This window comes from Sphingomonas canadensis (genome assembly GCF_026013525.1).
GTDB lineage: Bacteria > Pseudomonadota > Alphaproteobacteria > Sphingomonadales > Sphingomonadaceae > Sphingomonas > Sphingomonas canadensis.
In genome coordinates, this window is the sequence record NZ_JAPDRA010000001.1 from 844030 (window position 1) to 856718 (window position 12689).

14 protein-coding genes and 1 pseudogene are annotated in these 12689 nt (G+C 68.1%); 9 read left to right on the top strand and 6 right to left on the bottom strand.

Annotation, left to right across the window (positions count from 1 at the left end; all coding sequences use genetic code 11):
* Positions 1-9: 9 nt before the first annotated feature.
* A complete protein-coding gene (locus tag OM513_RS04085) occupies positions 10-576 on the bottom strand; it encodes a TMEM165/GDT1 family protein (protein ID WP_264942843.1) in 567 nt (188 codons plus the stop codon).
* Positions 577-921: 345 nt separating this feature from the next.
* On the opposite strand from OM513_RS04085, the gene OM513_RS04090 reads away from it, so the two are divergent.
* Complete coding sequence (locus OM513_RS04090) at positions 922-1935, top strand: L,D-transpeptidase family protein (protein ID WP_264943041.1); 1014 nt, start codon at positions 922-924, stop codon at positions 1933-1935.
* Between the two features lie 141 nt (positions 1936-2076).
* Positions 2077-4749, top strand: a complete 2673-nt coding sequence (ppc, locus tag OM513_RS04095; protein ID WP_264942844.1) for a phosphoenolpyruvate carboxylase — start codon at positions 2077-2079, stop codon at positions 4747-4749.
* A 58-nt stretch (positions 4750-4807) separates the two neighbouring features.
* Here the strand turns inward: ppc and OM513_RS04100 are convergent, their stop codons facing one another.
* The 3 genes from OM513_RS04100 to OM513_RS04110 form a co-directional block, all read right to left on the bottom strand.
* Positions 4808-5209, bottom strand: coding sequence for an acyl-CoA thioesterase (locus tag OM513_RS04100; protein WP_264942845.1), 402 nt, complete (start codon positions 5207-5209; stop codon positions 4808-4810).
* Positions 5210-5262: 53 nt separating this feature from the next.
* Positions 5263-6501 (bottom strand): multidrug effflux MFS transporter, encoded by a 1239-nt coding sequence (locus OM513_RS04105; protein ID WP_264942846.1) that lies wholly within the window; start codon positions 6499-6501, stop codon positions 5263-5265.
* Between the two features lie 87 nt (positions 6502-6588).
* A complete protein-coding gene (locus OM513_RS04110) occupies positions 6589-7152 on the bottom strand; it encodes a TMEM165/GDT1 family protein (protein ID WP_264942847.1) in 564 nt (187 codons plus the stop codon).
* A gap of 112 nt (positions 7153-7264) precedes the next feature.
* On the opposite strand from OM513_RS04110, the gene rpmG reads away from it, so the two are divergent.
* Positions 7265-7432: a 50S ribosomal protein L33 gene (rpmG, locus tag OM513_RS04115; RefSeq protein ID WP_095997823.1), complete on the top strand. Its 168-nt coding sequence runs from the start codon at positions 7265-7267 to the stop codon at positions 7430-7432.
* Here the strand turns inward: rpmG and OM513_RS04120 are convergent.
* Together OM513_RS04120 and OM513_RS04125 are read right to left on the bottom strand one after the other, a co-directional pair.
* Positions 7425-7754: a hypothetical protein gene (locus tag OM513_RS04120; RefSeq protein WP_264942848.1), complete on the bottom strand. Its 330-nt coding sequence runs from the start codon at positions 7752-7754 to the stop codon at positions 7425-7427. The genes rpmG and OM513_RS04120 overlap by 8 nt on opposite strands.
* Positions 7755-7944: 190 nt before the next feature.
* Complete coding sequence (locus OM513_RS04125; protein WP_264942849.1) at positions 7945-8310, bottom strand: response regulator; 366 nt, start codon at positions 8308-8310, stop codon at positions 7945-7947.
* A gap of 38 nt (positions 8311-8348) precedes the next feature.
* On the opposite strand from OM513_RS04125, the gene OM513_RS04130 reads away from it, so the two are divergent.
* From OM513_RS04130 to OM513_RS20795, 6 genes and pseudogenes are all read left to right on the top strand, one after another.
* On the top strand, positions 8349-8624 hold the full coding sequence (locus OM513_RS04130) for a DUF3572 domain-containing protein (protein ID WP_264942850.1): 276 nt from the start codon (positions 8349-8351) through the stop codon (positions 8622-8624).
* A complete protein-coding gene (locus OM513_RS04135; RefSeq protein WP_264942851.1) occupies positions 8621-9250 on the top strand; it encodes an HAD family hydrolase in 630 nt (209 codons plus the stop codon). Before OM513_RS04130 ends, OM513_RS04135 begins: the two co-directional genes overlap by 4 nt.
* Positions 9251-9259: 9 nt before the next feature.
* The gene (locus OM513_RS04140) at positions 9260-9724 is read left to right on the top strand and encodes a RidA family protein (RefSeq protein ID WP_264942852.1); all 465 of its coding nucleotides are present in this window, start codon (positions 9260-9262) and stop codon (positions 9722-9724) included.
* A 203-nt stretch (positions 9725-9927) separates the two neighbouring features.
* Positions 9928-10653, top strand: a complete 726-nt coding sequence (locus OM513_RS04145; RefSeq protein ID WP_264942853.1) for a TorF family putative porin — start codon at positions 9928-9930, stop codon at positions 10651-10653.
* A gap of 259 nt (positions 10654-10912) precedes the next feature.
* Entirely contained in the window at positions 10913-11665 is a 753-nt protein-coding gene (locus OM513_RS04150) for a TorF family putative porin (RefSeq protein WP_264942854.1), read from the top strand.
* Positions 11666-11762: 97 nt separating this feature from the next.
* Positions 11763-12661, top strand: a pseudogene (locus OM513_RS20795) (IS1595 family transposase).
* Positions 12662-12689: the final 28 nt, after the last annotated feature.

Below are 12689 nucleotides of genomic sequence, written 5' to 3' on the forward strand. Positions count from 1 at the left end.
GGCGGTGCGTCAGCCCCACGCCTCCCACAGCGTCCATCCGCCCATCGCCAGGAACAGCAGCGCCGCGATCCGGTGGACCAGCGCCATCGGCACGCGCTCGATCACCTTGTGGCCCAGCAGCACGGCCGGCACGTTCGCCGCCATCATGCCCAGCGTGGTGCCCGCGGTCACCGCCAGCACGTCGTGGAAACGCGCGCCGAGCGCGATCGTGGCCACCTGGGTCTTGTCGCCCATCTCGACCAGGAAGAAGGCGATGGTGGTCGCCACGAACGGGCCGAAGCGCGAAGGCCTGGGCCCGTCATCCTCGTCCAGCTTGTCGGGGATCAGCGTCCACAGGCCCATCACGATAAAGCCCACGCCGACCGCGATCTGGAACCAGCGGCCCGAAACCAGGTCCGCCGCCACCGATCCCAGCAGCGCGGCAAGCGCGTGGTTCGCCAGCGTCGCGGCCAATATGCCCAGGATGATCGGCACCGGGCGGCGGAAACGGGTGGCGAGCAGGATCGCCAGCAACTGTGTCTTGTCGCCGATCTCGGCCAGCGCGACGATGGTGAAGGAGGATAACAGGGCTTCCAAGGCGATTCTCCGGGGGCGGGCGGCGGACACGCGACAGCACCGCCTTTCCCGCCCGCCCCGGACGGAAAGCCGATGCCATCGGTCTCGCCTGGGGCGGATTTTCCGCCCCTGCCGCGCCATGGCGTCTCCGCCAAGTATGTTGACGCGGGCATCCGGCCACCGGGCCGGCTGGCTACTCCCCGAAAGGACGCGGCGGCCTTAGCGCGGATCGCTTGCGCATGCAAATCGTATAACGATATTCCCTGCCGCCGCGCCAGGGCGGTGGAATTCCGCGTTCTGCCGTTACGAATCCGGTCCGATATGCTATGGCGGCCCGAACATGGTTAACGACAGGAGGTCGTGGCGATGCGGCTGGTGCGCGGGCGATTGATTGCGGCAGGGATTCTCGCGGCGCTCACCTTCACCCCCGGCGTGATCGCGCAGATGCAGCCGATCGACAGCGGATCGGTGGTCGCCGCGGTCGAACGGCTGCGGCCCGGCCAGTATATCTGGGCGCCCCAGCTCGCGCCCCAGGGGCCGATGCTGGTGGTGGTGAACATCGCCACCCAGCGGCTGATCGCCTATCGCAACGGCATCCCGATCGCGGTCTCCACCGTATCCACCGGGCGCGCGGGCCACCGTACGCCGACGGGCATCTTCACCATCCTCCAGAAGCGCGAGGAGCATTACTCCAGCATCTACAACCGCGCGCCGATGCCCTTCATGCAGCGGCTGACCTGGGGCGGCATCGCGCTCCACGGCGGCAACCTGCCCGGCTATCCGGCGTCGCACGGCTGCGTCCGGCTGCCACACGAATTCGCCAAGCTGCTGTTCTCCGAAACCGCGCTGGGGATGACGGTGGTGGTGGTGAACCAGCCCGCGCTGCCGCGCGTCGCGCCCGGCCCGGCGCTGTTGCGCTCGCCCGGCGCGCGCGCCACCACGGTGATGCCCACCGTGTGGCGGCCGGAGCTTTCGCCCAGCGGCCCCGTGTCGATCGTGGTCAGCGCGCCGGACCGGCGAATGGTGGTGCTGCGCAACGGGATCGAGATCGGATCGGCCCCCGTGGCCTTCGACGGGGAGGTCGACAGCCTCCAGGCCTATGTTCTCCAGAGCATCGACGGCGGCGAGTATCGCTGGGGCCGGGTGGCGCTGCCCGGCCAGTCCGCGCCGCCGGCCGGGGTGATGCCCGCCGTCAGCACCTCGCAGCAGGGCACCGATCCCTTCCGCCAGGCGCTGGCCAGCGTGGTGCGGCCCGGAACGACGATGATCGTGCTGCCCGATTCGTTTGGCCCCGGCTTCGTCCGCTCCGCGCCGATGACCGTGATCGAGAACGAGCCGCCCCGCGCGCCGGACGTGGCCGCCATCACCAACGGCGGCTGAGGCGCGGGGCCGGGCCACAGGCCCGCGCAGCCTTCGCATGCCCCGCGCGTTTCCTTGCCGATGCATCGCGATTCGAAAATGCGCAGCCCCGCGCCGCAATCGGCCGTTGACCGTAACGATATTGCGGTGCAGCAAAGCACCATGGGCAAGCCGCCGATCGCGAACAACCCCGATATCCGTTTCCTGGGCAAGCTGCTGGGCGACGTGATCCGCGCCTATGGCGGCGAAGCGCTGTTCAAGCGGATCGAATATATCCGCGCCACATCGGTGGATCGCGCGCGCGGCGTGGCCGGGGCGGACGCCATCGATCCGGGGCTGGACCGGCTGACGCTGGACGAGACGATCGATTTCGTGCGCGGCTTCATGCTCTTCTCGATGCTCGCCAACCTGGCCGAGGACCGGCAGGCGGCGCTGGCCGGCGACGGCACCGATGTCGCGGCCGCGCTCGCCCGGCTCCAGGCCGAGGGCATCGGCCGCGAAGCGGTGGCGGAGCTGCTGTCGCAGGCGCTGATCGCCCCCGTGCTCACCGCGCACCCCACCGAGGTGCGGCGCAAGAGCATGATCGACCACAAGAACCGCATCGCCGACCTGATGGCGCTGCGCGACGCCAACGCCGCCGAGACCGAGGACGGCGATCGCGTGGAAGAGGCGATCCAGCGCCAGATCGCGCTGCTGTGGCAGACGCGGGTGCTGCGCCGCGAGCGGCTGGGCGTAGCGGACGAGGTGGAGACCGCCCTTTCCTATTTCCGCGACGTCTTCCTGCCCGTGCTGCCCCGGCTCTACGCGCGCTGGGATCGCGCGCTGGGATCGCGCACGCCCAGCTTCCTGCGCCCGGGAAGCTGGATCGGCGGCGATCGCGACGGCAACCCCTTCGTCACCGCCGATTCGCTGCGGCTGGCGCTGGCACGATCGGCGGAAACCGTGCTGGTCTATTATCTGGAGGCGGTCCACGCGCTGGGTGCGGAGCTTTCGATCTCGACCGAGCATGCCGCCGTGGACGAGGCCGTGCTGCGGCTCGCCGAGGCGAGCCACGATACCGGCCGCAGCCGGGCGGACGAGCCCTATCGCCGCGCGCTTTCGGGCATCTACGCGCGCCTCTGCGCGACGCACCAGGAGCTTGCGGGCAAGCCTGCGCCGCGCCCCGCGCCCATCGCGGGCAAGCCCTATGCCGAACCCGGCGAGCTGCGCGAGGAGCTGGCGGCGGTCGCCCGCGCGCTGAGCCACCAGGGCGGCGGGATGCTGGCGAGCGGCGGCGCGCTGGGCCGGCTGATCCGCGCGGTGGAGACCTTCGGCTTCCACCTGGCCACGCTCGACCTGCGCCAGAACAGCGCGGTCCATGAGCGCGTCGTGGCCGAGCTGCTGAAGGCCGCGGGCGTCTGCGGCGATTATGCCGCGCTGGCCGAGGAGGATCGCGTCGCGCTGCTCCGCCGCGAGCTGGCGAGCCCGCGCCCGCTCACCAGCCCCTATGCCGATTATTCGGAGGAGACGGCGTCCGAGCTGGCCATCGCCCATGCCGCGGCGGAGGCGCACGCGCGCTACGGGCGCCAGTGCATCACCAACTACATCGTATCGATGTCGCAATCGGTGTCGGACCTGCTCGAGGTCCATGTGCTGCTGAAGGAGGCCGGGCTCTATATCCCCGGCGAAAATCCGCAGGCGCATGTGATGGCCGTGCCGCTGTTCGAGACGATCGGCGACCTGGAGAGCGCGCCTGCGATCATCGAGGCCTGGCTGGCGCTGCCCGAAGTGGCGGCGATCTCCGCCGGGCGCGGCCATCAGGAAGTGATGATCGGCTATTCCGACTCGAACAAGGACGGCGGCTATCTGACCTCCACCTGGCAGCTCAGCCGGGGGTCGACCGCGCTGGCGCCGGTGTTCGCCAGGGCCGGCGTCCGCATGCAGCTCTTCCACGGGCGCGGCGGATCGGTGGGGCGCGGCGGCGGCTCCTCGTTCGCGGCGATCCTGGCCCAGCCGCGCGGCACCGTGCAGGGCCGCATCCGCATCACCGAACAGGGCGAGGTGATCGCCGCCAAATACGGCACACGCGAGAGCGCGGCGGCGAACCTGGAGGCGGTGGCGTCCGCCACGCTGATCGCCAGCCTGGAGGCGGAGCCGCTGGCGCCCGCCGACGCCGCGCGATTCGCCGCGGCGATGGACACGCTGTCGGCCAGCGCGTTCCGCGCCTATCGCGGCCTGGTCTACGAGACCGAGGGCTTCCGGACCTTCTTCCGACAGATGACGCCGATCGCCGAGATATCGGGCCTGAAGATCGGATCGCGCCCCGCCAGCCGCAAGAAATCGGACGCGATCGAGGATCTGCGCGCCATCCCCTGGGTGTTCAGTTGGGCGCAGTCGCGCGCGATGCTGCCGGGCTGGTATGGCGTGGGCGCCGCCATGTCCGCGTTCGAGGACAAGGGGCTGCTGCGCGAGATGGCGGCCGCCTGGCCCTTCTTCCAGGCGATGCTGGACAATATGGAGCAGGTGCTCGCCAAGTCCGACATGGGCATCGCCGCGCGCTATGCCGCGCTGGTGGAGGACGCGGCGCTGCGCGACCATGTGTTCGGCCGCATCCGCGACGGGTGGCAGGCGACGCACGACTGCCTGCTCCAGGCGACGCGGCAGACGCGCCTGCTGGAAAAGCACCCCGCGCTCGACATGTCGATCCGGCTGCGGCTTCCCTATATCGAGCCGCTCAATCTGCTGCAGATCGAGCTGATGAAGCGCCATCGCGCGGGGGAGACCGACGAGCGCATCCGCGAGGGCATCCTGCTCTCGATCAACGCGGTGGCGACGGCGCTGCGCAACAGCGGCTGATCCCGCGCCTTCACCGTGGAGCATGTTTCACGATTGTTTCCGCGTCGGCGCGGGCGCCTCATCCGTCCCATTCGGCGAAGGGCGCCGCCACCTCGGCGGGCACGCGCACCAGCCGGCCGCTGGCGCGATCGATGATCGCCCAGGTCGATCGTGCCTCCACCTTCGGCTTGCCGTCGGCGCCCACGAAGCGCACGCAGCGATCGAAGCGGGCGCCGCGCGGCGGCTCCGGAATCCAGGTCTCCGCCGTCACCGTGTCCCCGGCGACGACGTTGCCGCGGTAATCGATCTCGTGCCGCGTCACGACCCAGACATAGGAGTCCTTGTGCGCCTGGGGCGCCACCGCGTTCCAATGCGCGACGGCGATGTCCTGGATCCAGCGGACCCACACCACGTTGTTGACGTGGCCCAGCTCGTCGATGTCGTCCGGGCCGGCGGTGATCCTGGTGGTGAAGCGCGCCATGCCCGGAGCTTAGCAGAGGCGCGGCGGCGCCTTCCACTACCGCCGTGCGCGGCTCAGCTCGGGCGGTAGAGCCGGCCGCGCTCGGTGATCGCGGCGATGATCAGCGCGGAGACGCCGGCGATGAAGAACCCGGCGTAGAGCGGCACCGTCGTCCCGTCGAACATCTGCCCCACCACCGCGCCCAGCGACGCGCCGACGAAGGTGGTGAAGAAGCCCTGAAGGCTGGACGCGGTGCCCGCGATCGCCCCCATCTTCTCCATCGCCATCGACTGGAAGTTCGCCCCGACCAGGCCGAAGTTCACCATCATCAGCGATTGCAGCACGACGAAGCTGAGCAGCGTCTCCAATTCCATCCAGGCTACCGCCAGGTGGATCGCCGCCACGACGATCATGATCGTGAGCGCGGTGTGCGAGATGCGGCGCATGCCCACGCGCATCACCAGCCGCGAATTGATCATCGATCCCACCGCCATCGACGCGGCGATGCTGGCGAACACGGGGATGAGCAGGTGTTCGGCATGGAACACGTCATAGACGATCTGCTGCACCGAGTTGATGAAGCCGAACATGCCGCCCATCATCGCCGCCGTCGCTACCGTATAGCCCAGCGCATAGCGATCGCGCGCGGCGGTGGCGTAATCGGCGGCAATACGGCGCAGGCTCAGCGGCTGGCGCGCGCCGGGGTCCAGCGTCTCGGGCAGGCGCAGCCAGAACCAGGCGAGAACGGCAATCCCCGCCACCGACATGCCCCAGAAGATCAGCCGCCAGGTGCCGACCAGCAGCACCGCCTGGCCGAACGCGGGCGCCGCGATCGGCACGGCCATGAACACCATCGAGATCAGGCTCATCACCTGCGCCATGCCGCGGCCGGAATAGCGGTCGCGCACGATCGCCACGGTGACCACGCGGCCGCCCGCCGCCACCGCGCCCATCGTCGCACGTGCGACCAGCAGCAGCACGAAGCTGGAGGAAGCCGCGGCGATCGCGCTGGTGATCACATAGCCCGCCAGCGATATCGCCAGCACCGGGCGCCGGCCGTAACGGTCCGCCAGCGGCCCATAGATCAGGTGCGAGACGGCGAAGCCGATCAGATAGGCGCTGATCACATATTGGCGCTGGTTGGCGGAGGAGACGTTGAGCGATTCGCCGATCGCCGGCAGCGCGGGCAGCATCGCGTCCACGCCCAGCGCGGTGAGCGCCATTAGCGCCGCGCACAGGGCCACGAACTCGCCGAGCCCGATGGGCGCGCGTCCGTGGCTCTGCGAAGCGAGCGCCGGGTTGATCTGGTCCATGCGCGCCCCAATGGCCCAACATGGCGGCCGCGTCACCGCCTTTTTGCGATGCAGCGAAGCGCCGCACCCGGATGCGCGGCACAGGATCTAAAGCAGGTGGAACGCCCCGGCGCCGGTCACCACGCCCGCCACCAGCATCGCCAGCGCCATCACCGCGCGCAATATCCTGAGCGGGATACGGCCCCAGCCCAGCTCGCCCAGATAGGCGGCGACAAAGGTGACCGCGAAGGTGCCCGCCACCGCCCCGGCGAGCGCGAACCACGGTTCGCCGCGCACCGCGATGGCAAAGGTCAGGAACTGCGTCCTGTCTCCCGCCGCCAGCGCCAGCACGCCCAGGAAGGCGGTGAGCAGCGATCCCGCGCGCCATTTCTCCATCCGCGCGGGCGGCTTCGCCGGCCAGATTCCGCCCAGCCCGCCGACCACCAGCGCCACCGCCAGCATCAGCATGCGCGCATCGGGGTTGAGCAGCGGCGCCACCGCCATCGCGCCCAGCACGGCCACCAGGTTGCCCGCGGCATGCGCCGCCACCGCCCCCAGCGTGACCAGGAACGGGCGGCCATAGCGATCAGCCAGGATCGCCGCGAGCATCGCCGGGCGCTCGCCGAGCTGGGTGAGGAGCGCCGCGACGAACGCGGGCACCAGGGCTTCCATCCTTTACACTTCCCCCGCCTTGACTTTTCCGCGCTGCTGGCGCATCCGCCGCGCCTGCTAGCGGCGCGCCCCGGCGTGCCGCTTTTTCCATTTACGTTTCGAGGGTAGGGTCATGGCCAAGCCGACCACTGTCAAGATCAAGCTCGTCAGCTCGGCGGACACGGGTTTCTTCTACGTCACGAAGAAGAATCCGCGCACCAAGACCGAGAAGCTGTCCTTCCGCAAGTATGATCCCGTCGCGCGCAAGCACGTCGAGTTCAAGGAAGCGAAGATCAAGTAAGCGATTCGTCCCCGGCCTCAAGCGCCGGGGGCAGCAGTGCGCGGACCGCTTCGGGCGAATCCGGCTCGAACAATGCCCTGAACAGCGGCGCGAATCGGTCCGTCGGATCCTCTACGACGGCGGCGCCCATCTGCGCGTCCAGCATGCGCCACGCCTCCGCCATCCCTTCGGCGGCATCAAGATGCAGCTCCGCCAGCACACCGTGCAGCACCGCGGTCGTCGAATCGCGGGCCTGGGCCGAAAGCTCGCGCTCGCGCGATGCGCGAAGCACGTGCCAGCTATAGTGCGTCATGCGGCGGAGCCGTTCGGACGAGATCGTCATACGCAGAATCCCGGATCGCGTGGCTCGTGCCTTCCTTCCGCCTTTCGGGTTGCCAAACCGTTAACGCGGCCGCCGCCCTTTCATGGCGGCACCGGCCCTCTCCCCCACCCGGCCACCCAAAAAAGATACTGAAGTTGCGTGGCCGGGCGGGCGAGAGGGCCGGCGCGGGCCGGGGAAAACCGAAAAACACCTAGGGCACCAGCGCGCGCACCTCTTCCATGAAGCGGCTGAGCGAGATCGGCTTCGACACATAGGCGTTGGCGCCCGCGGCGCGGATGCGCTCCTCGTCCTCATGCCCGGCATAGGCGGTGACCGCCATCACCGGCGTGCGCGCCAGCACGGGATCGGCCCGCATCTGGCGAATCAGCGCCTCTCCGCTGACGTGCGGAAGCTGGATGTCGGTCACCACCAGGTCCGGGGCGAAGCGGTGCGCCGCGGCCAGCGCCTCGCGCCCGTCGCTCACCGGCTCGGTCTCGAAGCCGTGCGCGCGCAACAGGTCGCAAAACAGTTTGAGATTGAGTTCGTTGTCCTCGACAACGAGCACTCGATTTGCCACGCGCACCTCTGATGAAAACCGCGCGGATGCTCTAGGCGATGACGGCGCATCAGACAAACACCGAGGATGCCGCCACGCTGGCGCTGGGCGCGCTCGCCTGGACGCTGGGCGATCCGGCGCGGGCGGAGCGGCTGCTGGCGCTGACCGGGCTGGATGCGGCGGGGCTGCGCGCGCGGGCCGGCGATCCGGCGCTACTGGCCGCCGCCATCGGCTTTCTGGAGGCGCACGAGCCCGATCTGGTCGCCTGCGCGCTTGCGCTGGAGGTCGCGCCGCCCCAACTCGTCGCCGCGCGCGAGGCGCTGGAGAAGCTATGAGACCGCTGCTGATCACCGATTGCGACGAAGTGCTGCTGCACATGGTCCGCCATTTCGGCGCCTGGCTGGATGAGGCGCACGATATCGAATTCACCCCCAACGGCGGCGATTTCGCCAGCTCGATGCGCCGTCGCGCCTGCGGCAGCCTGGTCCAGCCGGACGATATGTGGACGCTGCTCGGCGGCTTCTTCCCGGCGGAGATGGGACGGCAGACGCTGGTGCCGCACGCGCGCGAATCGCTTGCCGCGCTGGCGCAGGCGGCCGATATCGTCGTGCTCACCAACCTGTTGGACGGGCTGCGCGACGACCGCATCGCCCAGCTTGCCGATCACGGCATCGCGCATCGCGTGGAAACCAACCAGGGCGGCAAGGGCACGCCGGTCGCGCGGCTGATCGCCGAGTACAACCCCAGCGTCACGGTGTTCGTCGACGATCTGGCGGTGCATCACGAATCGGTCGCCAAGCATGCGCCGCAGGTCCACCGGCTGCATATGGTGTCGGAGCCCAGCCTGGCGCCGCAGGTGCCGCCCGCGCCGCATGCGCATGCCCGAATCGATTGCTGGCGCGACGCGCATGGCTGGATCGCAGAACGCTTCGGCTTGACCGGCGGCGCCGCGGATGGTTGAGCGCCAGGCATGACCGACACGATCGAAGCCCGCCTCGCCGAGCTCGGCATCACCCTGCCCGAGCCCTCCGCCCCCGTCGCCGCCTATGTCCCCACCGTCGTGGCGGGCGGACTGCTCCATATCTCGGGCCAGGTCTCGAACAAGGACGGCGCGTTGATGACCGGGCGTATCGGCGAGGATCGCGACGCCGAATATGGCATGGAAGCCGCGCGCGCATGCGGGCTGATGCTGCTCGCGCAGATGCGCAAGGCGCTGGGCAGCCTCGACCGGGTCGAGCGCATCGTGAAGCTCGGCGTCTTCGTCAATTCCGCGCCCGCATTCACCGCCCAGCCCCAGGTGGCCAATGGTGCATCGCAACTTATGGAGGCGGTGTTCGGCGAGTCGGGACGCCATGCCCGCAGCGCAGTGGGTGTTGCAGTTTTGCCACTCAACGCCGCCGTGGAGATCGACGCGATCGTCGCCATCAAGGGTTGACGCCCAGACGGGCCAATTCTGTTGCCGTGCCGCAACACCTGTTGCCGTTTCCCAATTCCGTACAGCAAAACCTGTTGTGCGCCGCAACGCGATTCGGCATCAATCGCCGCAGGACGCAGCCCGCGCGGTAAATCCTTTCGGGGAAAAGACGCGGCGCCGTCCGAACGCAGGCGGGAACCATCGGTCTACTCGAAAGGAATACGATGCGTTTCTCGAAGATCAGCATTGCGGCGCTCATGCTCGCCGCCGCCACCCCCGCCCTCGCGCAGGAGGAAACCGAATCCTCCAGCCCGATCACGATCTCCGGCTCGGCCACCGTCGTCAGCGACTATCGCTTCCGCGGTTTCAGCCAGTCGAACGAGGAAGTCGCGATCCAGGGCGGCATCACCGTCACCCATGATAGCGGCCTCTACGTCGGCACCTGGGGCTCGAGCATCGGCTTCGCCAACGGCACCGAGATCGACGTCTACGGCGGCTATTCGAAGGAGATCGTACCGGGCCTGACCGCCGATGTCGGCGCGACGCTGTACCTCTATCCGGGCACGTCGGGCAGCTCGATTATCGAACCCTATCTCTCGCTGAAGGGCACCGTCGGTCCCGCCACGATCAAGGGTGGTATCGCCTGGGCTCCCAGCGGCCAGAATTCGCTCGGCGACGATGCGGGCGTCTATCTCTATTCGGACGTCGGCGTGGCCATTCCCAGCACGCCGATCACGCTGAAGGGGCACCTCGGCTATTCGAAGAGCGACAGCTTCCTGGGCGGCCTCGACGGTGAGGTGATCGATTATTCGATCGGCGCCGACGTGACCTGGAAGGCGCTGACGCTGGGCATTTCCTACGTCAACACCGACGAGACGAAGATTGGCGGCTGGAAGGAAGCCATCGGCGCCGACGGTGCCGTGCTCTTCTCGATCGGCGCTGCCTTCTAATACGCGGCAGACCGATGCAACGGCCGCGGGGCGGGATTCATCCCGGCCCGCGGCCACGCATCCTATGGTGCATTGTGGCAACACCTGTTGCCATTTCCCTATCCTGCGCAGCGCAAGCGGTTGTGCGGCGCAATGCGCGTCGGCAAAGCTCGCATTGCCGGACGAAAGCTGAGCCGGTCGTTCCCAGATATGCCGCGCCTTTCGGCAGCAGGCGGGAACGATCGCCATTCGGTTTGAAAGGGATATGATGCGCTTCTCGATGATCACTCTTGCTGTGCTGATGCTGGTCGCTGCCACGCCTGCGATGGCGCAGGATGAGGCCGCCGTGGGAACTTCGGCGTTCACGGTCACGGGCGGCGCCACCGTCACCACCGACTATCGCTTCCGCGGCCTGTCGCAAACCGACAAGGATCCGGCGGTCCAGGTGAGCGTCAACCTCAACCACAGCTCAGGCTTCTACGCCGGCGCGTGGGCGTCGACGATCGACGACACCACCTCGCTGCCGGGTTACGGCGATGCCGAACTGGACCTTTATGCCGGTTACACCAAGACGTTCGACAACGGCGTCAGCGTCGACCTGGGCCTGCTCTACTATCTCTACCCGGTCGACAAGGCGACCGGCCTGGATACCGATTTCTTCGAGCCTTACGCTTCTGTGACCTACACGGTCGGCCCGGTGACCACGAAGGTCGGTGCCAACTATGCCTGGGGGGGGCAGAGCGGCCTCGGCGGCAACGATAGCCTGTACCTGCGCGGTGACGTGTCGGCCGCGATCCCCGGCACCCCGCTGACCGCGCTGGGCCACCTGGGCTACACCAACGGCCAGCTCGGCATCCTCGCGCTGACCGACGACGACTATGTCGATTGGTCGCTGGGCCTCGAGGCTTCGCACGACTTCGTCAAGCTGGGCGTCCAGTATGTCGACACCAACATCAAGGACTTCGGCGTGGGCTGGTCGAAGGCCGTCGGCGCGAACAAGACGGTGCTGGGCTACCTGACCGTCAGCTTCTGATCCGAAGCACGAACAAGCGAGGGGGCGGACCTGTGGGACTGCCCCTTTGGACATTATCCCCTTCGCATACGTAGAGCAAGCTGGCATAAACTGGGGCATGAGCAAGCCGCAGACCGTCCGCCAGTTCTTCGCGCAGTTCCCGGATGACGAGGCGTGCCTCACGCATCTGTTCAACGTCCGGTTCGGCCAGGGCTATGAGTGCCCCTCGTGCGGACGGCCTTCCAACTGGTATCGCATCAAGGCGGAGCGGGCTTACTCGTGCCAGTGGTGCGGCCATCACCTGCACCCCACGGTGGGCACGCCGTTCGAAAAGACGCGCACCCCGCTGCAACTGTGGTTCTACGCGATCTACCTCTTCACCACGACGCGCAACGGTGTCGCGGCCAAGGAGCTGCAACGCCAGCTTGGCGTCACCTACAAAACGGCGTGGCGCATGGCCGGGCTGATCCGCGAGCATATGGTGGACGTGGACGGCGCACGCTGCTGGGCGGCGGATGCAAGACCGTGGAGATTGACGAAACGCTGATCGGCGGCAAGCGCCCCGGCGCCGGGCACGGCAATTACCGCGACAACAAGACCGTGGTTCTCGGCATGGTCGAGCGCGGCGGTGAAGTCGCCACCGCGATCGTCCCGGACGTGAAGAAGGGCAGCCTGTTTCCGCCGATCGCGGCCAATGTCGCGAAGGGCACCATGATCCATACGGACCAACTCAATGGCTACCGCGCGCTACCGACGATCGGCATGGGCTACACGCACGCCAGCGTGAACCATAACCGCGACGAATGGGCGCGCGGCGATTGTCATGTGCAGACCATCGAAGGCTTCTGGGCTCAGTTGAAGCGTGCCATCAGCGGCACGTACATTCACGTCTCGGGCAAGCACCTGTGGAAGTACGCGAAGGAAGCGGAGTACCGCTTCAACCGTCGCGATTGCGCCGCTTCGATGTTGACGGAGCTGCTTTCGACGTATGGGCCATTGCCGTCACGGCGCGGTTGAAGGCGGCGTCGTCGCCGGGGGGCGTGTC